The sequence below is a fragment of the Streptomyces sp. NPDC001070 genome, assembly GCF_053598835.1.
The window spans coordinates 239949-262774 of the sequence record NZ_JBSFLB010000004.1 but is presented as its reverse complement, the minus strand read 5'-3'; the positions used below and the strand labels follow the sequence as shown (position 1 = coordinate 262774).

The following is a 22826-nucleotide window of genomic DNA, read 5'->3' as shown; positions in this document are numbered from 1 at the left end:
GCCCGGAAACCCCCGCGCCGGGTTGCATGGAATACGCACCCGTCGAAAGACCGGTAATTTCCACACGGAGGAATCCCAATGACCCGGAAGGGGAATGCGGAGCTTCTGGCGGGGTGTGCGCGAGGGGAACAAACGGCCTGGGACGAGATTGTCGAGCGATTCGGACGGCTCGTCTGGTCGGTCATCCGGAGTCACCGGATGAACGACGTGGACGCCGAGGACGTACGACAGCTCACCTGGTTCCGGCTGGTGCAGAATGTGGACCGCATTCGTGACCCGGACCGGATCGGTGACTGGCTCGCCACCGTGGCGAGGCGTGAATCCCTCAAAGTGGTCACACGGGGAAAGCGGCTCGTCATGGTGGGGGACAGCGAAACCCTCGAAGTCCTGTCCGGTCACCATGAGAGCCCCGAGCAGATCACCCTGCGGGCGCACCGCAAGGAAGAGGTGCTGCGGGCCATCGACGGCCTGTCGGACCAGTGCCGCGGCGTGCTGCTGATGGCGCTGGAGGACCCACCGGCCTCGTACGAGGAGATCTCCTCGGCGCTGTCGATGTCCCTCGGCTCGGTCGGCCCCATCCGCACCCGTTGCCTGCGCAGACTGCGCCGCGCGCTGTCGGCGGCCGAGGAGGGCGAGACCGTGCCGCCGCCCGCGGCACCGGGCTGCGGGCGGTGCCCGGGCCCGGACCTGTCCGGTCCGGGGCGCCCGGCGGATCTGGTGGGGGAAGGCCCGGAAGCCGCGGCCGGCAGAACAGCCGGATAGGAGTGATGCGCATGCCTCGCTATGACGTCGAGGAGTTGGTGCGGTCCGTCGTCGTCGAGGCGATGGGAATCGACCCGGAGAAATACCATCCCGAGCTCGCCTTCGCCTCCGATCTCGGCCTGGAATCGCTCGACCTGCTGGACGTGTTCTTCCGGATCGAATGCTGCGTCCCGGTGGTCCTGTCCGTCGAGCGCTGCGGCCGCTATCTGCAGGGCGAGGTCCCGGACGAGGAATTCTGCGACGCGAACGGAATCATCAGCCGGCGCGGACTGGAAAGGCTGGGCACCGTCATGCCGCAGCTCGACCCGGAGTTCTGGACCGGGAAACTCACCCTCGACCGGATGCTGGAGCGGCTGACCGTCGGAAATCTCGTCGCGATGGTGGAGCACATGCTCGCCGAAGGGCGGCCGGTCCATGCCTGAGCGGAACGCGGAGGCGTCCGCGGCGGGCGGGACCGTGGTCCGGGTGGGCAGTTGCGACGTCCACGTCGGCTCCTTCGAGCGGCTGGTGGCCTGGCACGGCCCCGAGGCGCTGCGGCTGCCGGCCGGCCGGGCGTCGGCGGTCGGCTGGTCGTTGCGCCAGGCCGCGCTGCGCGCCCTGGCCGCGCCGCCCCGGGTGGGCGGCCGCTGGGGCGACATCGACGTACGGGGCCCGGACGGCGGGCCCTACACCCTGCTGTTCAAGGGCGAGGTGGCGCGCTTCGCCGACACCGTGCTCAGCGGCGACGTCCACGTGACCGTCACCGCCGACGCCGGCCGGGTCACCGCCTTCGCCGTGCTGACCCGCCGCGAGCGCCCCGCCGGACCCCACGACGACGAGACCGAGGTACGCAGGTGAGCACAGCGACCGAGACCGGGCTGCTGATCAGCCGCGAGATCATCACGGGCGAGGAGCTGGGCAGCGTTCCGCTCGCCACTGCCGGCGCCGTGGCCTCGGCCGCCCGCCGGGCGGCCGCCGCCGCACCCGGCTGGGCGGCGCTGCCGGCCGGCGACCGGGCCGCGGTCCTGGACCGCGCCGCCGACCTGCTCGTGGAGCGCGCCCAGGAGACCCAGGACCTGCTGGTCCGCGAGGGCGGCGCGATCCCCGGCAAGGCCTTCTACGAAGTCCACGCGGGCGCGGGCGAGTTACGGCACGCGGCCGAACTGGCCGGAGCGCCGCGGAATCCGCACGGCCCGGGCTCCGACCCCACCCGGGAGACCGAGGTGCGCCGCGTGCCGCTGGGCGTCGTCGGCGTGATCGTCCCCTGGAACTTCCCGCTGCTGCTCGCCCTGCGCTCGGTCGCCCCCGCCCTCGCCCTCGGCAACACCGTGCTGCTCAAGCCCGATCCGCACACCCCGCTCTCCGGCGGCAGGGTTCCGGCCGGGGTCCTGGCCGACGCGGGGCTGCCGGAGGGCGTGCTGGAGGTGGTGCACGGCGACGCCGAGGCTGGCCGGGCTCTCGTCCAGGCCCCGGACGTGGCCATGGTGTCGTTCACCGGCTCCACGGAGGCCGGCCGTGAGATCGGCGCGACCTGCGGCCGCCTGCTGAAGCGGGTGGTCCTCGAACTCGGCGGGCAGAACGCCTTCGTCGTCCTCCCGGATGCCGACCTCGAACAGGCCGCCTCCGCCGGCTCCTGGGGCTCCTTCCTGCACCAGGGGCAGATCTGCATGGCCGCCCGGCGCCACCTCGTCCAGCGCGACGTGGCCGGGGAGTACACCGACGCGCTCGCCCGGCACGCCGCGGCGCTGCGGATCGGCGACCCGTACCGCGAGGACGCGCAGATCGGCCCGGTCATCGACCACCGGCAGCTCACCGCGATCGCCGCCGCCGTGGAGAACGCCGTCGCCCAGGGCGCCCGGCTGGTCACCGGCGGCCGCGCGCGGGGGCCGTACTTCCCGCCGACCGTACTGGCCGACGTCACCCCGCAGATGGACATCTTCCACACCGAGGTCTTCGGACCGGTCGCCACCGTCACCGCCTTCGCCGACGACGGCGAGGCGGTGGCCCTGGCGAACGCCTCCGACCACGGGCTGACGGCCGCCGTCTACACCGCCGACGCCGGACGCGGCCGCGCGCTGGCCCGCCGGATCCGCTGCGGCGTCGTCCACGTCGGCGACCAGACCGTGAACCACGACCCCCGGCTGCCCTTCGGCGGCGTCGGCGCCTCGGGCAACGCCTTCGGGTTCGGCGGCCGGGCGAGCCTGGAGGCCTTCACCCGCTGGCACACGCTCACCAGCAGCGCGCCGGCGCGCACCTACCCGTTCTGAACCCCCCCCCGAGCCGCAGCCGCAGCCGCGGCCGCAGCGAGCCGAGCAGATCCGAGAGGAGTGCCCCGTGGCAGGCAAGGTCGAGACCATACCCCAGGTGGCGGACCCGCCCGAGGGCACGGTCCTCTTCCTCATCGGGATGAGGATCAACAGCTTCTGGAAGGTGCACCGCTGGCTGCCGTCCTTCCTCGCCATGTTCCCGATGCTCTTCGAGCTCAACAAGCAGAAGGAGCACGGCTTCCTGGGGTCGCGCACCTGGCTCAACCGCACCGTGATCGTCCTGCAGTACTGGCGCAGCATGGACGAGCTGATGGCGTACTCGCGCAACACCGAGGCCGCCCACCGCCCCGCCTGGGCCCGCTTCAACCGCACGATCGGCGACAACGGCGCCGTCGGCATCTACCACGAGGCCTACGTCGTCGACCCCGCCCGGATGCACACCGTCTACCGCAACATGCCGCCGTTCGGCATCGCCAAGGCCACCGCCGCCCGGCCGCAGCGGCCGCTCGCGCAGGCCCCGGACCGCGGATAGGGGAGGAGGACACCGCCGTGACACAGCAGCAGGGGCCGGTACGGGCCGGCCAGGACGTCCAGTGGCGCATGTGCGGGGCGTGCGGCGCCTTCATCTACGGCAAGCGGCTGGACCGCAACCGCAAGGTCTGCCCCGAGTGCCAGTTCCACTTCCGCATACCGCCGCACACCCGGATCGAGCAGCTCGCCGACCCGGGCAGCTTCCGTCCGTTCCCCGACGACCACCGGCCGCGCGACCTGCTCGGCTTCACCGACAGCAAGCCCTATCCGGACCGGCTGCGCGACGCCCAGGCCAGGACCGGCCGCAACGACGCCGTGCTCGCCGGGCATCTGACGATCGAGGGCCGGCCGCTGGTGGCCGCCGTCCTCGACTTCACGTTCATGGGCGGCAGCATGGGCTCGGTGGTCGGCGAGGCCATCGCCGCCGCGGCCCGCCGGGCGCTCGCCGGGCGGCTGCCGCTGCTGCTGATCGCCGCCTCCGGCGGGGCCCGCATGCAGGAGGGCGCGCTCTCCCTGATGCAGATGGCCAAGACCTCGCAGTGGATCGCCGCGATGCGCGAGGCGGCCCTGCCGGTGATCAACCTCAACACCGACCCGACCTTCGGCGGCGCCAGCGCCTCCTTCGCCATGCTCGGCGACGTCATCCTCGCCGAGCCGGGCAGCCTGATCGGCTTCGCCGGGCCGCAGGTCATCCGCAACACCATCCGCGAGGAGCTGCCCCCCGGCTTCCAGAGCGCGGAGTTCCTGCTGGAGCACGGCATGATCGACGCGGTCGTGCCGCGGGAGAACCAGCGCGAGCACCTGTCCCGGCTGCTGACCCTGCTCGGCCCCTCGGTGCCCGAACTCCCGTACCCCGCGGGCGCCGAGCCGCTCACCGCGCCCGTCCCGGCCGTCCGCGGCACGCGTGACATCGTGGCACTGGCCCGCAACATCCAGCGGCCCACCACGCGGGAGTACATCGGCTACGTCTTCGACGACTTCGTCGGTCTGCACGGCGACCGGGCCTTCGCCGACGACCAGGCGCTGACCGGCGGCATCGCCCGGCTCGGCGGACAGAGCGTGGTCGTCCTCGGCCACCAGAAGGGCCACGACACCGCCGAGCTGGTGCGCAGCAACTTCGGGATGCCGAACCCCGAGGGCTACCGCAAGGCGCTGCGGCTGATGCGCCTGGCGGACCGTTTCGGCCTGCCGATCGTCACCTTCATCGACACCCCGGGAGCCTTCCCCGGCATCGGCGCTGAGGAGCGCGGCCAGAGCCTGGCGATCGCCGAGTGCATCCTCGAACTCTCCCGGGTCCGCGTGCCCGTGGTCTCCGTCGTCACCGGAGAGGGCGGCAGTGGTGGGGCGCTCGCCCTCGGGGTCGCCAACGCGGTGCTGATGCTGCAGAACGCGTACTACTCGGTGATCAGCCCGGAGGGCTGCTCGACCATCCTGTTCGGCACCGCCGAGCAGGCCGGCCGGGCCGCCGACGCGCTCCGGCTGACCGCCTCGGACCTGCTGCGCCTCGGCGTGGTGGACGCCATCGTGCCCGAGCCGCCGGACGGCGCGCACACCGCGCCGTACCCCACCGCGCTCAATGTCAAGACGGCCCTGGTCCGGACCCTGGCCCCGCTGCTCGACCTGCCGGGGGTCCGGCTCGTCGAGGCGCGCAGGGACAGGTTCGACCGCTTCGGGCACCCCGAACGTCAGCCGGTAGTGGACTGGGAGAAGCGTGATGAGCACGAGCACTGAGGCGACCACCGAGACGGCCGGCGAGACGGCAGGAGGGCCGGCCGACGGCGGGATGACCGTGGAGGAGCTGCGGGCGCAGACCCGGCTCCTCGCCGGCGAACTGCCCGGCACCCTGAGGCGGATCACCCTGCGGGCCGGCGGGATCAGCGTGGACGTGGAGTGGGAGACGACCCCCGTCGCGGCAGCAGCCCCGGTCGCGGCAGCGGCGCCCGCCGCCGCGGCCGCCCGGCCCGCCGTACCGGCCGCCGCGGACGCGGACGTCCCGCCGGCCGGCCTGGTCCGCGTCACCGCGCCCCTGGTCGGCACGTACTACCGGGCCTCCTCGCCCGGCGCAGAACCCTTCGTGCAGGTCGGCGACATCGTCGAGCCCGGCCGCCAGCTGGCGATCATCGAGGCGATGAAGCTGCTCAACTCGATCACGGCCGAGACCCGGGGCCGGGTCCACGCGATCCACGTCCAGGACGGCGAGGTCGTCGAGTACGCCCAGCCGCTGATCGACCTCGTCCCCGTCGACTGAGAGGGCTCAGCCGTGTTCGACAAGGTGCTCGTCGCCAACCGCGGGGAGATCGCGCTGCGGATCATCCGCTCCTGCCGGGACCTGGGCGTACGCACGGTGGCGGTGTACTCCACCCCCGACGCCGACGCGCAGTTCGTCAAGGCCGCGGACGAGGCCGTGCACATCGGCCCCGGTGCGCCCGCCCGCAGCTACCTCAACATCCCCAACATCATCGGCGCCGCCGTCAAGACCGGCGCCCAGGCGATCCATCCCGGCTACGGATTCCTCTCCGAGGACCCGTACTTCGCCGAGATCTGCGCCGACGACGGCATCACCTTCATCGGCCCGCCACCGGACGTGATGGAGAACGTCGGCGACAAGGCCACCGCCCGCCGGCTGATGACCGAGGCGGGACTGCCGCTGCTGCCCGGCACCGTCGAGCCCGTCGACTCGGTGGAGGCCGCGGAGGCGATCGCCGCGGAGATCGGCTACCCGGTCATCATCAAGGCTGCGGCGGGCGGGGGAGGCCGCGGCATCACGGTCGTACGGCGCCCGCAGGACCTGAAGGACGCCTACACCGCCACCCGGGCGAGCGCCCAGGCCGTCTTCAAGAACAGCGCCGTCTACATGGAGCGCTACCTGGAGAAGACCCGGCACATCGAGATCCAGGTCGTCTGCGACGACTTCGACGGCGCCGTGCACCTGGGCGAGCGCGACTGCTCGGTGCAGCGCCGCCACCAGAAGCTCATCGAGGAGTCCCCCTCGCCCGGTGTCCCCCCGCGGCTGCGGGAGCGGCTGGGCGCGGCCGCCCTGGCGGGCGCGCGGGCGGTGGGCTACCGGGGCGCGGGCACGGTGGAGTTCCTGCTGGAGGCGGGCGACGGGGACGAGGCCGTCCCGCAGGACGCCTTCTGGTTCATGGAGATGAACGCCCGCATCCAGGTGGAGCACCCGGTCACCGAACTGGTCACCGGCGTCGACCTGGTCGGCGAGCAGCTGCGGGTGGCCTCCGGCAGCCCGCTGTCGGTCAAGCAGGAGGACGTGGAGATCCGCGGCCACGCCATCGAGTGCCGGATCAACGCCGAGGACCCCGCGCGTGCCTTCGCGCCCACCCCGGGGCTGCTGGAGACCTATCGCGTCCCCGGCGGCCCGTGGGTCCGCGTCGACACCGACTACGTCGCCGGCTCGCGGGTCAGCCCGTACTACGACTCCATGATCGGCAAGCTGATCGTCTGGGGCCCGGACCGCGGCAGCTGCATCGAGCGCACCCTGCGCGCGCTGTCGGAGTTCGACGTCACCGGGCCCGGCGTGCACACCACGATCCCCATGCACCAGGAGATCCTCGGCCACCCCGAGTTCCGCCGGGGCGACGTGGCCACCGACTTCCTGGAGCGCCACTTCGCCCTGTGAGCACCACGAACAGCCGAGGGGACCGCCGTGTCGGACCATGACCTCACCCCCCAGGACATCGGCGTCTACCGGCACCTGCTGCAGGTGTCGCCGGACGCCGACCGGTGCGCCTCCGAACTCGGTCTGCTTTCGGACGAGTTCGACGAGTCGGTCAAGCGGCTGATGACGCACCGCCTGCTGCACCCGGACGGTCCGTGCCGCTACGAGGTCGTCTCGCCCGGCCTGGCCGCGGCTGAGCTCACCGCCTCCCTGAACGTCCAGGTGCACCAGCTGCTGCGGCAGATCGACACCACCCGGCGCGACCTGGGCCCGCTCGGCACCCTGTACGAGGCCCACCAGCGGCAGCGGCTGGCGGGCACCACCACCGAACTGCTCACCGACGGCGACGCCGTACGGCACCGGCTCGCCGACCTGTCGACGCAGGTCCGGCACAGCGTGCTCACCGCCCACCCCACCCTCGGCGGCCCGCAGACCCTGCGAGCCGCCCTGGACCTGGACCGCGACCTGCTCGACCGCGGTGTGCGCTACCGGACCGTGGTGCCGCACACCGCGCGCCGGCAGCGGGAGGCGCTGCAGCACATGACGCTGCTGGGCGACCTGGGCGCCCAGTTGCGCACCGCGGCGGTCATCCCCGGCCGGATGATCCTGCTGGACGGCGTCGTCGCGCTGGTGTCCACCGGAAAGGGCGGCGGCGCCGCGCTCTTCCGCGACCCGACCGTGGTCTCCTTTCTGGAAGTGATATTCGACCACATCTGGGAGCACGCGAAACCGGTCGGCGGCGGTGATTTCGACGGCGATGTCTTCGAGGACGTCGAGGTGGCCATTTTGCGCCAGCTGGAACTCGGCAGGTCGGATGAATTCATTTCCCGGCGGCTGGGTATCTCCACCCGGACGCTCCGCCGCTACCTGTCCGGGATGTGCGAGAAGCTCGGTGTGGAGACCCGCTTCCAACTGGGCGTGGCCGCAGCCCGGCTGGACCTGTTCGGGAACGGGGACGATCCGGGCAGTGCGGGATAGAAATTCCTGATCGCGACGTTCGGGTATTTCCACCCGGCCCCGCTGGACCCTCCGGCGGCGTGCCGCGGATGATTTCCCCGGCCCACTCTATTTTCCTACCGAGGGAATCAATGACTGGCATGGCTGCCGCCTCCCGGAGGCGGATCATTGTTTCCGGTGTGTCCTCCGACGCGCACCTGTGGAATCTGGTGTTCCTGCAGCTGCTGCTGGAGGAGCACGGTCACGAGGTGTCCAACCTCGGCAGCCTGACCCCCGACGCGGAGATCGCCGGCGCCTGCCGCGCGCTGCGCCCGGATCTGCTGGTCATCGGCACCGTCAACGGGCACGGACATCTCGACGGGCTGCGCCTGGTCCGCGCCCTGCGCGCCGACCCCGCACTCGCCGCCCTGCCCGTCGTGATCGGCGGCAAGCTCGGCGTCCACGGACGGGACAACGCCCGCTTCACCGCCCGCCTGACCGCCGCCGGCTACGACGCCGTCTTCGACGACGCCGACGACACCCACGGCGGCGCGCTGGCGCGCTTCGGCGCCTATTTGCGCGCGTTGGGCACCCGGCCCGACCCGGCGGAGGTGGCCTGATGCCGCGCAGCGCCGACCGCTTCTCCGCGTTCGTCCACCGGGCCCGCGAGGCCGGGCGCCTGGTCGTCCAGCCCCGCATGGGCTTCGGCGAACTCGACCGGATGCGGGACGGGCTGCGCGCGGTGCGCGAGGCCCGCGCCACCGCCGTCGGCACCATCACCCTCGACAGCTACACCCGCTGCCACGACTACGCCGCCGCCCGCCGCGCCCTGCGCGACCGCGCCGCCGACCTCAACGGCTTCCCGCTGCTCGCCCACGGGCCCGCCGTCGTGCGGGAGCTGCTGGACGAGGTGGCGGCACCGGACTTCCCGGTCCAGCTGCGGCACGGCACCGCTCTGCCCCTGCGGCTGTTCCGCGCCCTGGCCGAGGCCGGTGTCGACGCCACCGAGGGCGGCCCGGTCTCGTACTGCCTGCCCTACAGCCGCACCCCGCTCGCCGAGGCGGTGCGCGAGTGGCGGGCCGGCTGCGAGTTCCTCGCCGGCCGGCCCGTGCCCCCGCACCTGGAGACCTTCGGCGGCTGCATGCTCGGCCAGCTGTGCCCGCCGTCGCTGCTGGTGGCGCTCAGCGTGCTGGAGGGGATGTTCTTCCGCGAGCACGGGCTGACCGGCATCTCGCTCAGCTACGCCCAGCAGGTCCACCCCGGCCAGGACCTGGAGGCCCTGGCCGCGCTGCGCCGGCTGGCCGCCGAGCGGCTGGCCGGCACCGACCGGCACATCGCGCTCTACACCTTCATGGGCGTCTTCCCGCGCACCCCCGTCGGCTCCTACCGGCTGCTGGAGCACAGCGTCCGGCTCGCCGTGCGCGGCGGCGCCGAGCGGCTGGTGGTCAAGACCCCCGCCGAGTCCCGCCGCATCCCGACCGTCGAGGAGAACGTGGCGGCCCTGGAGTTCGCGCACGCGGTGGCCGAGTCGGTCACCGGCCCCGCCGGAGGGCCCCGGCCCACCGCCACCGGCCTGTACGAGGAGGCCAGGACGCTCGTCGACGCGACCCTGGAGCTGGGGAGCACGGTCGGCGCCGCCCTCGTCGCGGCCTTCGCCAGCGGCGTCCTCGACGTGCCGTACTGCCTGCACGCGGACAACGCCAACCGCTCCCGCGCCGCCATCGACCCGCACGGCATGCTCCGCTGGACCGAGGCCGGCGCCATGCCGGTGACCGCCGGGGAGGCGGGCGACCCGACAGCGCCCGCCGCCCCGGTCACCGCCCGCGGTCTGAGCGAGATGCTCTCCTTCAACGAGCGCCGCTTCGACCGCGAGGAACTCACCGGCGCCGTCGGCGCCCGCTCCGGGAACACCTCATGACCGCCCCCGTGCGCACGCGCGGCACCCTGGAGGCCGTCCGCGCCCGGGGAGCCGTCCGCGCCGCCGTCTCCCAGGGCATCCGCGGGCTCTCCCTGCGCACCGGCGACGGCCGCTGGACGGGGCTCGACACCGACGTCGCCCGCGCCGTGGCCGCCGCGGCCCTCCACGACCCCGAGGCGGTCGACTGGCGCCCGGTGCGGCCCGCCGACCGGCTCTCCGTACTCGCAGCGGACGAGGCCGACCTGACGGTGTGCAACCTGACCTGGACCCTGGGCCGGGAGGCCGCCCACCCCGTGCTCTTCGCCGGGATCACCGCCTACGACGGCGAGGGCTTCCTCGTCCGTACCGCCGACGGCGTCGACGACCCGGCCGGGCTCGCGGGCCGGCGGCTGGCCGTCCACACCGGCTGCACGACCCCGGTCAACCTGGCCGCCTGGTACGGCCCGCGCGGGCTGGCCACCGTGCCCGTCGGCTTCCACGACCCGGCGCAGGCCCTGGCCGCGTACGCCTCCGGCGACTGCGCCGCGTACGTCCTGGACCGCATCGCCCTCGCCGGCGCCCGCGCCGGGCTGCCCGACCCCGCCGCGCACCGCATCCTGCCGGTCTCGATCTCCCGCGAGCCGATGGCGGCCGCCGTCCGCGACGCCGATCCCCACTGGTTCCGGCTGGTCCGCTGGGTGCTGCAGCTGCTGCCCGCCGCCGAGCACGAGGGCGCCGCGCGGGCCGCCGCGCAGGCGGGCCCGCACGGCCCGGCGGTCGGCCTCGACGAGCGGTGGGCCGCCCGCGTCCTGGCCGCCGTCGGGACCTACGCCGATGTGTACGAGCGCAACCTGGGCACCGCCTCCGGTCTCGACGTGCCGCGCGGCCCCAACGAACTGTGGACCAGGGGAGGGCTGCACTACGCCGTCCCCCTGCACTGACCCGTCGTCCGCCGCGGAAGGAGCCGAGAGGCGTATGACCAGCGACGCCACACCACCCGCAGCCCGGGAGCGCAGAGGCGCCCTCGAACTCACCGCGGCCATGGGGCTGTCCGGCACCCTGGGCGTCTTCGTCCTGGAGTCCGGGGTCTCCTCCTCCACCGTGGTCCTCTTCCGCTGCGTCTTCGGGGCGGTGGCGCTGGCCGCGTACTGCCTGCTCCGCGGCCACCTGAGGAACACCGGGCTGACCCGCCGGACCCTCGCGCTCGCCGCGCTCGGCGGGGTGTGCATCGTCCTCAACTGGACGCTGCTGTTCGACGCGTACGGCCGCACCTCGATCTCGGTGGCGACCGTCGTCTACCACACCCAGCCGTTCTACGTCGTGCTGCTGGGCGTCGCGCTGTTCGGGGAACGGCTCGACCGGCACCGCGCCGGCTGGATCGTGCTGGCCTTCGCCGGAGTGCTGCTCGTCGCCGGGCTTCCGGACGCCGGCACCGGCGGGGGCGGGTATCCGCTGGGCGTCGCCGAGGCCCTGCTGGCCGCCCTCCTGTACGCCTTCGCCACCGTGATCGCCAAGCGGCTCACCACCGTCCCCCCGCAGTTGACCGCGCTCATCCAGGTCCTGGTGGGCATCCCGCTGCTGCTGCCGTTCGCCCGGCTCGGCGAGACCGCGGGGCTCGGCGCGCGCTGGGGCTGGCTGGTGGGCCTCGGCGTGATCCACACCTGCCTGATGTACGTCCTGCTCTACTCCTCGTACCGCAAGCTGTCCACCGACCGCATCGCGGTGCTGTCCTTCGTCTACCCGGCCGTCGCGGTCCTGGTGGACCTGACCGTGTACGGACACCGCATCGGGCCGCTGCAGGCGCTCGGAGTGCCCCTGATCGCCGCGGCCGGACTCGGCGTCAACCTCGGCTGGCCGCTGCTGCCGAGGGGCCGCCGCCCCGCCGTGAGCAGTGACACCGCAGAAGAAGCCACGGCACCCGCAGCCGGGCTCGTCCAGATCGGAGAACCCCGATGACCCTCGTTACCGATCCCGCGGCCCCGCGCATCGCCATCGTCGGCGCGACGGGGGCCGTGGGCAGCACCCTCATCGAGCTGATCGAGGAACGGGGGCTGCGCTACCGCGAGATGCACCTGGTGGCCTCGGCGCGCAGCGCGGGCCGCCACGTGGCGGTCGACGGCCGAGCGTGCGAGGTCTTCGCCCTGGAGGACTTCGACTTCGGCCGGGCCGACATCGCCTTCTTCTCGGCCGGCACCTCCGTCAGCGACAAGTGGGTGAAGTCCGCCGTCGCGCAGGGCGCACTGGTCGTGGACAACACCAACGCCTTCCGCATGGACCCGGACACCCCGCTCGTGGTGCCGCAGGTCAACGCCGCCGAACTGGACCGCCGCCCGGTCAGCGGGATCGTCGCCAACCCCAACTGCTCGACCATCCCGCTGGTCCGCGCGCTCCAGCCGGTGCAGCGGCGCTGGGGGATCCGGCAGGTGGTGGTCAGCACGTACCAGGCCGCGTCGGGGCAGGGCCACCAGGGCATCGAGGAACTGCTGGAGGGCAGCGAGGTCGCCCTGCGCGACCCGGACGCCGACCTGCCCTCCGAGCGCTTCCGGCCCGCCCTCGCCTTCAACGTCGTCCCCTTCATCGACCGGCTGCTGGAGACCGGCTTCACCCTGGAGGAGCAGAAGATGCTCCAGGAGTCCCGCAAGATCCTCGGACTCCCGCACCTGGACCTCACCGCCACCTGCGTACGGGTACCGGTGGTCAACTCCCACTCCGAGACGGTGTGGGTCGAGGCGGGCGCACCGGTGGACCGCGAGGAACTCCTCGCGCTGCTGGCCGCGCTGCCCGAGGTCACCGTCCACGACCGGGGGCAGCCCGGCGGCTTCCCCACCCCGCTCACCGCCGGGCACCCCGACCACGTCCACATCGGGCGGATCCGGGTCGCCCCGCACAACCCCCGGGGCCTGTGGATGTGGCTGGTCTCCGACAACCTGCGGGTCGGCGCGGCCCTGAACGCCATCCAGATCGCCGAGTACCTGCTGACCCGCGGCTACCTGGGCGGAGGTGCGCGGTGAAGGCCCCGGCGGTACTGAAGTTCGGCGGCTCCACCTTCCGCACCCCGGCCGCCTACCACGACCTGGCCGCCGGGCTGGACGCCCGCATACGGCGCGAGGGCCGGCCGCTGGCCGTCGTGGTCAGCGCGATGCAGGGCGAGACGGAGGGGCTGCGCGGACGCCTGCACGAGGTCAACCTGCGCCCCGAGGACGCCACCGCGGCCGGCATGCTCGCCACCGGCGATCTGGTCAGCGCCCATCTGCTGGCCAGCGCCCTGCACCAGGCGGGCCGCAGCGCCACCGTGCTCGCCGGGCACCAGGTGGGGCTGGTCACCAACTCCTCCTTCCTGTGGGCCCGGGTGGTCAGCACCGATCCCGGCCCGCTGAAGAAGGCGCTGGCGCAGTACGAGGTCGTGGTCGTCCCCGGCGGCCAGGCCGTGGACGGCCAGGGCCGGCCGACCTGGCTGGGCAAGAACAGCTCCGACCTGTCCGCGCTGGCCGTCGCCCGCGCCGTGGAGAGCCACATCTGCGAGATCCACTCCGACGTCGACGGCATCTACACCTGCGACCCGCACCTGGTCACCGGCGCCCGCATGCTGCCGCAGGTCTCGTACAACATGGCCGCCCTGATGTCGCTGTACGGGGCGAAGGTGCTGCACCGCCGTGCCGTCCAGCTCGCGCTGCGGCACCGCATCGAGATCGTGCTGCGCTACAACCGGGTCCCGTACTCCTCGGGCACGCGGATCAGCGCGGTCGGCAACCAGATGTCCGCCGTCGTCCTCAACCAGCGCTCGGCGGTACTGGGCTTCCCCGACGACGCCCACGCCGACGCCGCGCACAACGCCTTCCACGTCGCCGGCATCGACACCGTGCGGCTCACCCAGGAGCCCTGGGTGGCGGTCGTCGGCGGCTACGTCGACCTGGAGGCCGTCCAGCTGCGGCAGGGCGTCACCCCGGGCCGGTACGTCGGGGTGCCGGTCGCCGAGGTGCGCGGCAGCAAGGTCACCACCCACATCGCCGAGAGCGGCGAGGACGCCCTCCACCTCGCGCAGCGGCTGCACGACCGGATGGACTTCCCGGCCGCGGCCCACGACCCCGACGACCGCCTTGTAGGAGTGTGAGCCCGTGAAGGACACCTTCGCCGAGCTGGAACTGCCCGACGCGGTAAGGGACACCATCGGCGCGGAACTCGCGCCGCTGCCCGACCCGGCCCCGGACATCGACCGGGCCATGACCCGCTACCACCGGATCTTCGCGGCGCTGCCCCCCGCGGCGCTGCAGCAGGTGCTGGACTTCGGGCGGCACATCGACACCCCGGGCGTCGTCCTGGTGCGGAATCTGCCCGTCGACCGGGACCTGCCGCCCACCCCGGTGGACGGCAGGCCCAGTCCCGGCAAGCGCGGTTTCGTGGCCGAGGGCGTGCTCCTGGGCCTGTCCGGGCTGCTGGGCGAGCCCGTCGGCGTGCTCACCGAGAAGGAGGGGCGGCTGATCCACGACGTCGTCCCCGTCCCCGGCGGCGAGAGCACCCAGACCAACCAGGGCTCGGCCGTCTTCCTCAACTTCCACAGCGACATCACCCACGACGCCATCGGGCGCTGGGACATCGCCAACCCGGACTTCCTGGTCCTCAACTGCCTGCGCGGCGACCCCTCCGGGACGGCGGCCACCTACTACGCCGACGCCCGCGACATCTGCGGGCAGCTGGCCGACGAGGCGCTGGAGACGCTGCGCAGTCCGCTCTTCCGGCTCAACGCGCCGGGCAGCTACACCCGCAGTGCCGCGGGCGGTGCGGAAGTCCTGTCGGATCCGGTGCCGATCATCAGCGGCGCCCCGGACTTCCCCGAGATCGCCGTCTCGGCCAACGGCGTGCGCCCCCTGACCCGGGGCGCGGCCGCGGCCTTCGAACGGCTGCAGGAGGCCTGCCGCGCGACGGCGCACGCCGTACGGCTGGAGCCGGGCACGGCCCTGCTGGTCAACAACCGCAAGGGCGTGCACGCGCGGTCGCCGTTCGCCGCCCGCTACGACGGCCGGGACCGCTGGCTCCAGCGCACGTACGTACGGCGCAACCTGTGGGACATCAGGTACAGGGTGACCCCCGGTGACCGCCGCGTGCACTTCTGAGCCCGGGTCCCCGCCGGCGGCTAGCGGGGCCGCCGCGGCCAGTGCAAAGTGCCGGATTCCCCTTCCCGGCCCGAGGATGCGGTCATGGGTTCATTCGACGACATGATTTCTCCTTCAACCAATTCCGTGAAACGAATCAGGCGTGGTGGCCGGCGGCGGAATGCGTGCCGCCGCCACCCATCGGAACCACGTCCCACTTGTCATCTGCCAGCGTGATGTTCCGCGGCGCGTTGCCGCCGGAAACGACCGGGACCCCCGGGGCGGCGGAGTAAAGAACTCCGGCCGCCAGGACGATCACCGAGAAGCCCCGGGCAAGTAAATGACGAGTGTTCACCATCGTGGATCCCCCCACATCGCTTGTCGGACGCACCCTTTGTGGGTGCAAGAACAAGGTGGCAGTTCTGGAGATCGAGTTCGAGCCACCGGAAGTGTCCTATGATGGAGCGGCCACAAGTGGATAGCGGCAAAACGGGCATGGGGTGGGTGATCGGTGGACGAGCATCGCCTGTTGGACGACGTTGCTGTGGATGCATACGAATGCGCTTTACGGGCCGGTGCCTTCAGGGATGACATGATCGCCGCCGAACTGGGCGTCGACGTCGACCTGATCGCCGAGGCCCGCAAGACCCTGGAGGAGCTGCGGCTGCTCGGCCGCATCGGCTCCGGCCGGGCCGTCGTCGCGCTCGATCCGGACGTCGCGGAAGCGGAACTGGTGACACCGCTGGAGCTGTCCATCGCCCAGCGCCGGCAGGAGATCGCCGGCATCCACCGCCAGTTGCGCGCCCTGTCCGCCGTCTACCGCACGAGCGACCGGGCCACCCCCGACGACGTGCCGATCAGGGTGCTGGACGACTTCGAGGAAGTGCGCAGGGAGATCGACCTGGCCCGCCGCCGCTGCACCGAGGAACGGATGAGCCTGCAGCCCGGCGGCGGCCGCAGCGCCGAATTGCTCGAGCAGGACCTGGTGCAGACCCTGGAGATGCGGCGCCGCGGAATCCGCATCCGGACGCTCTATCAGCACACCGCCCGCACCAGCCTCGCCACCCGCACCTATGTGCGCCAGATCTGCGAGGGCGGCGCGGAGGTCCGCACCGCGGAGGAGCTCTCCGAGCGGCTGATCATCTACGACCGCAGACTGGCGTTCATTCCCAAGGAACGGAAGGGAAAGGAGCCGCCCGGTGCGGCGATTGTCTCCGATCCCACGCTCGTCGCCTATCTCTGCCGTTCTTTCGAGTCCATATGGCAGGGCAGTCAGCCCTTCGACGTCGGCCGGACCGCGGAATACCAGCAGGTCACCGAGGATCTGCGGCTGTCGATTCTGCGGCTCATGGCCATGGGATTGAAGGACGAGGTGATCGCCCGCCGCCTCGGGATGGCGACCCGTACATGCCGCCGCCACATATCCGTGATAATGGAGGAACTCGGTGCCACCAGCCGTTTCCAGGCGGGCTTACTGATCGGCCGTCAAGGATTGATCCCCGACGGTGATAACGTTCCGCCCGATCCCGCGGGACACGATGTGTCCGAATGCTGACGGCCGTTGTCCTCGATCAGACAACCCGGAGTTCTGGCGTCCGCCGCCGGCGACTTGATTTCCTGTGGAGGGAGTATTGATCCGGCGTGAGCCGAACCACGGGAGGGGTCAATGGACATTCGGCAGCTGGCGACGTTCCACAAGGTGGCGACGCTGCTCAGCTTCACCCGGGCGGCGACGGAACTGAAGTACGCGCAATCCAGCGTCACGGCCCAGATCAAGGGCCTGGAGATGTCGCTCGGTGTCGACCTCTTCGACCGTCTCGGGGGCCGCATCCAGCTCACCGAGGCCGGCCAGCGGCTGCTGCCGTACGCCGAGCAGATGCTCTCCCTCGCGGGGGAGGCGCGCGGCGCGACCCTGGGTTCCGAGGAGCCGTCCGGGGTGCTGACGATCGGCTCGATGGAGAGCATCACCTCCTACCGGATGCCCCCGTTGCTGGAGTTCTTCCACCACCGCTACCCGGCCCTGCACATCGTCCTGCGGCCCAGTCTGTGCGCCGAGACCTGCCACGCGCTGCGTCAGGGCATGTTCGACATGGGCTTCCTGATGGAGGCCGAGACCCAGCACCCCGGCGTGCAGACCGAGGTGCTCGGCTCCGAGCCGCTCACGGTGGTCGCCGCCCCCGATCACCCGCTCACCCGGGCGCACAAGATCACGACCGACGACCTGCGGCAGGTCCAGGTGATCTCCGCCGAGGCCGGCTGCGCCTACCGCGAGCTGTTCGAGGCCGAACTCAACGACGGCACGGGCGAGTCGCTGCCCTTCCTGGAGTTCGGCACGATCGAGTCCATCAAGCGCGGCGTCGCCGCCGGGCTCGGCATCAGCCTGCTGCCGACGGCCACCGTCGCCGACGCCCTGGAGGCCGGCACCCTGGTCGCCCTCGCGTGGCCGGTGCCCTTCGAGGTCCACACCCAGATCGCCTGGCGGCGCGGCAAGAACCTCTCCCGGGAGATGCGGGTCTTCGTCGATCAGACCATGCGCTTCCTCGCCGAGGAGTACGCGCGGTAGGCCGGCCGCCGGCTCAGGGCAGGCGCACGGCGACGGCGGCCCGGTGGGTCTCGCCCACCGCGACGTCGGAGAGCCGCCAGCCGTCCGGGCCCGGCGCCGGGGCGGGGCCGGATCCCACGTAGTCCTCGGACGGGTCCCGGGCCAGGCCCGTCCCCAGCCCCTTCAGGTACGCCTCCTTGCGCGCCCACGCCCGTGCGAAGGCCGGGCCGCGCTCCACCGGCGGCAGCGCGCCGAGCTCGTCCACCTCCGCCGGGTGCAGCGACTGCCACACGCCCTCGACGGTCGCCTCGCCGGGCAGCGCCTCCACGTCCACCCCCACCGGGGTCGCGGCGAAGGCCAGCAGCGTCAGCTCCCGGGAGTGCGAGAGCGAGAAGTGCGGCGCGCCGCCCTCGACCGCCGGGCGCCCGTGCGGACCGCCGCACGCCGGGCAGGTCTCCCGCGTCAGCGGAACGGCGCCGGGCCGGGTCCCCAGATAGGCGGCCAGCAGCAGCCGCAGCGCCACGTGCGCGGTGATGTAGCTCGTGCGGTCGCGGTCGAAGTGGAAGGCCGACGCCCGCTCGCGCTCCTCCCGGTCCAGCAGCCCGGGCGCCAGGTGGACGGCGGCGGCCGCGTTCGCCGCCGTGTCCACCAGGCACAGCCGAGGCGGCTCGCCGGGCCCCGGCGCGTTGAGCCGCGCCGTCGCCGTCGCGACGGTGAACGGCTCGGGGACCAGGGTCACGGCCGGTCCGCCCGGTCCGGGACCATCGCGAACGCCTCGACCTCCAGCAGCAGTTCGGGCCGGATCAAGGCGGCCACCTGTACCGCCGAGCTCGCCGGGGGCCGCTCGGTGTCGACGTACGCGTCGCGCGCCTCGCGCACCGCGGGAAGGAAGCCGACGTCGGTGACGAAGAAGGTCAGCTTGACGACATCGCCCCAGCCCGCCCCGGCCGAGGCCAGACAGCGGTCGAGGTTGGCGAAGACCTGGCGCGCCTGGGCCGCCGGGTCGCCTGGGCCGACGACCTCGCCGTCGGCGTCCACGGCGATCTGGCCCGAGACGGCCACGAAGCGGCCCTCGCCCCATACGACGTGGCTGTAGCCGTTGCCCGCGACGACGCCCTCCGGGGCGGCGATGTGGGTGAGGTGCGCCATGCGTTCCCCCTTGATGATCGACACCGCTCCATGCTCTCCCACGGGGTCGATCCGGCGCCACAGCGGACGTCATGACCGGTGTCATTGGCCGTGGATTCTCTGGGCATAAATCGTCATATGAGCGGAGACAGGAGGTTCCCCTCATGAGTCATGCCGAAACCTACGATCTGACCTTCCCCGTCTCGGGCGACACCGTGGTCGTCAAGCGCACCGAGCGCAAGGGTGCCGGGGGGCACCCCGTCTACAGCGACGACACCGGCATCGTCCAGGCGGAGATCAGCGACCGCGGAGAAGTCCGCATGCTCGCGACGGGCGGGCATCAGCGCCCCGACGTCCCCTCGCGCGCGACACCGCACTGACCGTCCCGCCGCCGCTCCCGGAACGGGCCTGTTCCGGGACGAGCCGCGCCCGCGGGATCGCCGTCCGGCAGGACGGCGGCCCGCACAGCGCCCAGGGGCGCCGGGCGGCTCTTGGTCGTGCCGGGTGGCCGTCGCCGTCCGCGACCCGGCGGGCGCGCACAGTCGCGACCGGTTTCGCCGTCGCCGGCCGGGAGCCGCTCAGGCCGGGGTCCCCGCCCCGTCGAAGACCTTCTCCAGGTACGCCGCGAGGTTGCCGCGGAGGCGCTCGATCCGCTCCTCGGGCGTGAGGGTCTCCTCCATCCGCCGGACGAGCGCGGAGGTCTTCCGGCCGCGTACGTACAGCGAGCAGGCGAGGTCGGCGCAGATGTAGGTGCCCACGGTGTTGCCCTGCCGGCCGGCCGGGCCGACCTTGGGCGCGGTGAGCAGGTCCACCCCGGAGCCCGCGTGCGAGGTCAGGCAGATCGAGCACAGGCTCGTGCGCAGCAGGCTTCTGCGGGCCGAGGACGGCACGCGCAGGGTCAGGCCCACCGGCCGCCCGTCCCGCTCGGCGACCAGGTAGCCGCGGTCGGGGGCGCCCGGATCCCGCCAGCCGAGGAAGTCGAGGTCCGCCCACGGCTCGTCGGCGAGATCGCGGGGGAGGTTGATCCGGCGGGCCTCGCCCTTGGAGCAGTTCACGAAGGACGCGCGGATCTCGGTCTCGGTGAGCGGGTTCATGGTTCCGGAAGCTAACAGCGGTACCCCTCGTTGTCGCGCGGGTTTCCCCGCCGCGGACGGGACCGGGCCGTGTCCGTGGCGATCGCCGGCGCCGCGCGGACCGCGGACGACCGCACCCGGCGCATCGACCGGTACGCCGCCGCCATGCGCGACGACCTGGCCGCGCGGACGGGGGAGCGGGTCCCCGTCCGCATCCTCGGCGCGCACTTCCCGGCTCCCGTGGACGAGCGCCCCCGCACCGGTGCGGCCGTGTTCGGGCTGGGCGGCACCGGCCCCGCCGGCCCCGGAGCGCCCGGGCCCGCTCCCGATGGGTGCCCCCTCACCCGCGGGGAGCGCGCCGAACTCATGGCACGGATGCGCTACGCCGACGGAGGGCTGCTCGCCCTCGCCCGCCAGGAGCGCACCGCCCCGGAGCGCGGCGGCGGCGCCGGACCCCCTCCCGGTCCCGGGGAGGGGCGTCCGGCGCCGCCGTGTCGCCGTGTCGCCGTACGGACGGGGGAGATCAGCCGATCTCGGCGCCGTACACCTGCAATGCGTCCGTCACCGGCTGGAAGAACGTCTCTCCGCCGCTGCTGCAGTCACCGCTGCCGCCGGAGGTCAGGCCGAGGGCGGTGCTGCCGGCGAAGAGGGCGCCACCGCTGTCGCCGGGCTCGGCGCAGACATCGGTCTGGATCAGCCCGGAGACCGAGCCCTCCTGGTAGTTGACGGTCGCGTTGAGCCCGGTGACCGTGCCGTCGTGGACCTGGGTGGTGCTGCCGCTGCGCTGTACCGCCTGGCCGACGGTCGGCGTGGCCGCCGACGTGATCTCCTGCGTCGAGCCGTTGTAGAGGTCGACCGCGCTGGGGTGGTCGACACCGGTGTCGGTGTACTTCACCAGCGCGTAGTCGTGGCCGGGGAAGGTCGCGGCCTCGACGGAGCCGATCTCCCGGCCGCCGGAGGTGTCCGACCAGCGCTTGATGTCCACACCGCAGTGGCCCGCGGTGAGGAAGTACGGCTGCCCGTCCTTGACGACGTTGAAGCCGAGCGAACAGCGGGCGCCGGAGCCGAAGACGGCGTCGCCGCCGGCGATGAAGGGCTTGAACTCACCCTTCGACTTCTGGATCCGGGCGGTGCCGGCGCCCAGGCCGTCCACCGCCTTGTCCAGGCGGTTCATCTCGGCCGCCGACACGGTCGCGTCGGCCGTCACCACGACCTGGTTGGTCCGCGGGTCGACGGCCCAGGCCGTGCCGGGGATGCGGGCCTGCTCGCCCAGGGTGTCGGTGGCGGCGCGGAGTTCGGCCATGGTGTTGCCGACCGTCTTCGGCACGGCGCCCGCCGCGCGGACGGTGCCCGCGGCCGCGCTGTTGAGCACGTTGACGACGAGCCGGTCGGTCTTCGCGTCGTAGTACGACCCCGCGGTGTCCTCGGCGCCGAGGACCGAGGTGAGGTGCGAGGCCAGCGTCACCGCGGCGGCGGGCGTCAGGGCCTTTGGCGCGGGGGCCGGGCTCGGTGCGGCGTTGGCGTGCGGGAGCACGATCAGCGCGGCCAGCGCGGCCGTCGCCCCGCTGCCCGCGAGCACGGCCTTCCGCCTGGATATTCGACGATGCTTCAAGTCCGGTACCTCCAAGTGGGGGGATGGGTCAGCTCAACTGCGGCTTACCCGGAGGAATTTGCGGTCTCTGGCGGCACATCCCGAAAAGAATGCGTGTCCACGCCAAGCAACGCCGACGAGTATTCCGAGGCCGTTCCGTGACCGGCAAGGCGGGATTCCGGTCTCCACAGCCGTCTCACAAGACATCCCGATTCCCTCGGTAGAACCTTTCATTCCGCTCCGCGGGAGGGCTCCCGGCGCGCTGTGCGACGGGTCGGGCACGCTTCGCGAGGACTACACCTGTCCGGTAACCGCCCCCTGAAAGCGGGCGCGCGCGGTCCGGGCGGCACCAGGTGCTCCGGCGGGGCCCGGTCGCCGTCCGTACCCGACCGCCCGTCAACCCCGTTCCGCTACGCCCCCGGAGGCAGCGCGGGTATCGCCTCGTCGGGCGTGCGGGTCGTCGTATAGGTCTGCGACGCCGCCGTGGCCGGGTTGAGGTCCTTGTGGATCGCGCGGGCGACCGCCTCGATCGTGGCGACCCCGGTGCTCATGGTCCGGTTGTCCTGCGTCAGCACCGTGATCGAGTAGTCGTGGCCCGGGCCCGTGAACGCGCCGAGGCTGTGCACCCGCCAGCCGTGGGTGGCGCGCGGCAGCCAGCCGTTCTTCACGTGCACCGTCGCGGTGCGCGGCGCGCCCGCGGGAGTGCCCCAGCGCTGCGAGGCGATCACCTTGTTCATCAGCTTCAGGATGTACGCCCGCGAGTTGTCGCTCAGCACCGAGTTCTTCGCCGTGACCAGGTCCAGCAGCTTCTGCTCGTCCCTCGCCGTGATCTGCGTGAGGCCCCAGTAACCGTTGCTCCCCGGCACGGTGTTGGTCATCTTGGCGGCCTTGAGGAAGCCCTTGACCTTGGTCACCCCGAGCTGCCGCCACAACTGCGTCGTCGCGTCGTTGTCCGACTTGGTGATCATCGCCGTGGCCAGCTTGACCTCACGCGAGGTCAGATAGCGGTTGTGCTTCTTGTTGTCCCACAGCAGGGTGGCCAGCACCGTCACCTTGACCGCGCTCGCCGAGTCGAACCTCTGGTCCGGCCGCAGCGTGCACACGGTGTTCGTCCCGCGGTCCCGCAGCGACAGGGCCACCGTCGACGTCCTCCCGCGCAGCGCGGCGGTGATGTCGCCCTGCAGCTTCGCCGCCAGCCCGGCCTTGCCCGATGTGCACGTCACCGCCGGCGCCGCGGCCGCCGCGCTCCCCGCGCCCGTGCCCACCACAGCAGTCGGCACGACCACACCCGCGACGACCGCGGCTGCCACCGCGCGCCCCGTACGCCGCGCCATCCGTTCCCGCCCCATGGCCCCTC

Annotated in this window: 25 protein-coding genes; 19 read left to right on the top strand and 6 right to left on the bottom strand. The window is 72.6% G+C overall.

The annotated features are described in order from the left end of the window. Positions 1–78 precede the first annotated feature (78 nt). The 16 genes from ACWDAS_RS07210 (at position 79) to ACWDAS_RS07135 (ending at position 15156) form a co-directional block, all read left to right on the top strand. Positions 79–762: an RNA polymerase sigma factor gene (locus ACWDAS_RS07210; protein ID WP_450387837.1), complete on the top strand. Its 684-nt coding sequence runs from the start codon at positions 79–81 to the stop codon at positions 760–762. Positions 763–773: 11 nt separating this feature from the next. Then, on the top strand, positions 774–1184 hold the full coding sequence (locus ACWDAS_RS07205) for an acyl carrier protein (RefSeq protein WP_450387836.1): 411 nt from the start codon (positions 774–776) through the stop codon (positions 1182–1184). Further along, complete coding sequence (locus ACWDAS_RS07200) at positions 1177–1599, top strand: hypothetical protein (protein ID WP_450387835.1); 423 nt, start codon at positions 1177–1179, stop codon at positions 1597–1599. Before ACWDAS_RS07205 ends, ACWDAS_RS07200 begins: the two co-directional genes overlap by 8 nt. Beyond that, on the top strand, positions 1596–3008 hold the full coding sequence (locus ACWDAS_RS07195; RefSeq protein WP_450387834.1) for an aldehyde dehydrogenase family protein: 1413 nt from the start codon (positions 1596–1598) through the stop codon (positions 3006–3008). The genes ACWDAS_RS07200 and ACWDAS_RS07195 overlap by 4 nt, the downstream gene beginning before the upstream one ends. A 67-nt stretch (positions 3009–3075) precedes the next feature. Continuing rightward, positions 3076–3540, top strand: a complete 465-nt coding sequence (locus tag ACWDAS_RS07190) for a DUF4188 domain-containing protein (RefSeq protein WP_450387833.1) — start codon at positions 3076–3078, stop codon at positions 3538–3540. A gap of 17 nt (positions 3541–3557) precedes the next feature. Beyond that, on the top strand, positions 3558–5270 hold the full coding sequence (locus tag ACWDAS_RS07185) for an acetyl-CoA carboxylase carboxyltransferase subunit alpha (RefSeq protein ID WP_450387832.1): 1713 nt from the start codon (positions 3558–3560) through the stop codon (positions 5268–5270). Then, complete coding sequence (locus tag ACWDAS_RS07180) at positions 5254–5787, top strand: acetyl-CoA carboxylase biotin carboxyl carrier protein (RefSeq protein ID WP_450387831.1); 534 nt, start codon at positions 5254–5256, stop codon at positions 5785–5787. Before ACWDAS_RS07185 ends, ACWDAS_RS07180 begins: the two co-directional genes overlap by 17 nt. Positions 5788–5799: 12 nt before the next feature. Beyond that, complete coding sequence (gene accC, locus ACWDAS_RS07175) at positions 5800–7173, top strand: acetyl-CoA carboxylase biotin carboxylase subunit (RefSeq protein WP_450387830.1); 1374 nt, start codon at positions 5800–5802, stop codon at positions 7171–7173. A 27-nt stretch (positions 7174–7200) separates the two neighbouring features. Next, a complete protein-coding gene (locus ACWDAS_RS07170; RefSeq protein ID WP_450387829.1) occupies positions 7201–8190 on the top strand; it encodes a LuxR C-terminal-related transcriptional regulator in 990 nt (329 codons plus the stop codon). Between the two features lie 68 nt (positions 8191–8258). Further along, positions 8259–8768 (top strand): cobalamin B12-binding domain-containing protein, encoded by a 510-nt coding sequence (locus ACWDAS_RS07165; protein WP_450387930.1) that lies wholly within the window; start codon positions 8259–8261, stop codon positions 8766–8768. Beyond that, entirely contained in the window at positions 8768–10066 is a 1299-nt protein-coding gene (locus ACWDAS_RS07160) for a methylaspartate mutase (protein WP_450387828.1), read from the top strand. The genes ACWDAS_RS07165 and ACWDAS_RS07160 overlap by 1 nt, the downstream gene beginning before the upstream one ends. After that, positions 10063–10986 carry a transporter substrate-binding domain-containing protein gene (locus ACWDAS_RS07155; RefSeq protein ID WP_450387827.1) on the top strand — a complete coding sequence of 308 codons (924 nt, stop codon included), beginning with the start codon at positions 10063–10065 and terminating at the stop codon, positions 10984–10986. Before ACWDAS_RS07160 ends, ACWDAS_RS07155 begins: the two co-directional genes overlap by 4 nt. A 34-nt stretch (positions 10987–11020) precedes the next feature. After that, a complete protein-coding gene (locus tag ACWDAS_RS07150; protein ID WP_450387826.1) occupies positions 11021–12001 on the top strand; it encodes a DMT family transporter in 981 nt (326 codons plus the stop codon). Continuing rightward, positions 11998–13056, top strand: coding sequence for an aspartate-semialdehyde dehydrogenase (locus ACWDAS_RS07145; RefSeq protein WP_450387825.1), 1059 nt, complete (start codon positions 11998–12000; stop codon positions 13054–13056). The genes ACWDAS_RS07150 and ACWDAS_RS07145 overlap by 4 nt, the downstream gene beginning before the upstream one ends. Beyond that, complete coding sequence (locus tag ACWDAS_RS07140; protein WP_450387824.1) at positions 13053–14156, top strand: amino acid kinase family protein; 1104 nt, start codon at positions 13053–13055, stop codon at positions 14154–14156. The genes ACWDAS_RS07145 and ACWDAS_RS07140 overlap by 4 nt, the downstream gene beginning before the upstream one ends. Positions 14157–14160: 4 nt before the next feature. After that, a complete protein-coding gene (locus ACWDAS_RS07135; protein WP_450387823.1) occupies positions 14161–15156 on the top strand; it encodes a TauD/TfdA family dioxygenase in 996 nt (331 codons plus the stop codon). A 136-nt stretch (positions 15157–15292) separates the two neighbouring features. Here the strand turns inward: ACWDAS_RS07135 and ACWDAS_RS07130 are convergent, their stop codons facing one another. Beyond that, positions 15293–15493: a hypothetical protein gene (locus ACWDAS_RS07130; RefSeq protein WP_450387822.1), complete on the bottom strand. Its 201-nt coding sequence runs from the start codon at positions 15491–15493 to the stop codon at positions 15293–15295. A 153-nt stretch (positions 15494–15646) separates the two neighbouring features. On the opposite strand from ACWDAS_RS07130, the gene ACWDAS_RS07125 reads away from it, so the two are divergent. Both ACWDAS_RS07125 and ACWDAS_RS07120 read left to right on the top strand, forming a co-directional pair. Continuing rightward, entirely contained in the window at positions 15647–16690 is a 1044-nt protein-coding gene (locus tag ACWDAS_RS07125) for a LuxR C-terminal-related transcriptional regulator (RefSeq protein ID WP_450387821.1), read from the top strand. Between the two features lie 111 nt (positions 16691–16801). Next, a complete protein-coding gene (locus ACWDAS_RS07120; protein WP_450387820.1) occupies positions 16802–17698 on the top strand; it encodes a LysR family transcriptional regulator in 897 nt (298 codons plus the stop codon). Between the two features lie 13 nt (positions 17699–17711). Here ACWDAS_RS07120 and ACWDAS_RS07115 read toward each other — a convergent pair whose 3' ends face one another. Both ACWDAS_RS07115 and ACWDAS_RS07110 read right to left on the bottom strand, forming a co-directional pair. Continuing rightward, a complete protein-coding gene (locus ACWDAS_RS07115) occupies positions 17712–18416 on the bottom strand; it encodes a 4'-phosphopantetheinyl transferase family protein (protein WP_450387819.1) in 705 nt (234 codons plus the stop codon). Continuing rightward, a complete protein-coding gene (locus ACWDAS_RS07110) occupies positions 18413–18826 on the bottom strand; it encodes a RidA family protein (protein WP_450387929.1) in 414 nt (137 codons plus the stop codon). Before ACWDAS_RS07110 ends, ACWDAS_RS07115 begins: the two co-directional genes overlap by 4 nt. 143 nt (positions 18827–18969) lie before the next feature. Here ACWDAS_RS07110 and ACWDAS_RS07105 point away from each other — a divergent pair, with 143 nt between their 5' ends. Beyond that, on the top strand, positions 18970–19185 hold the full coding sequence (locus tag ACWDAS_RS07105) for a DUF6296 family protein (protein WP_450387818.1): 216 nt from the start codon (positions 18970–18972) through the stop codon (positions 19183–19185). A gap of 198 nt (positions 19186–19383) precedes the next feature. Here ACWDAS_RS07105 and ACWDAS_RS07100 read toward each other — a convergent pair whose 3' ends face one another. The 3 genes from ACWDAS_RS07100 to ACWDAS_RS07090 all read right to left on the bottom strand — a co-directional run bounded on the left by ACWDAS_RS07100 (position 19384) and on the right by ACWDAS_RS07090 (position 22818). Continuing rightward, on the bottom strand, positions 19384–19899 hold the full coding sequence (locus tag ACWDAS_RS07100) for an FBP domain-containing protein (protein WP_450387817.1): 516 nt from the start codon (positions 19897–19899) through the stop codon (positions 19384–19386). Positions 19900–20401: 502 nt separating this feature from the next. Further along, on the bottom strand, positions 20402–21490 hold the full coding sequence (locus tag ACWDAS_RS07095; protein WP_450387816.1) for a S1 family peptidase: 1089 nt from the start codon (positions 21488–21490) through the stop codon (positions 20402–20404). Positions 21491–21879: 389 nt separating this feature from the next. Then, positions 21880–22818 (bottom strand): serine hydrolase, encoded by a 939-nt coding sequence (locus ACWDAS_RS07090; RefSeq protein ID WP_450387815.1) that lies wholly within the window; start codon positions 22816–22818, stop codon positions 21880–21882. Between the last annotated feature and the right edge of the window lie 8 nt (positions 22819–22826).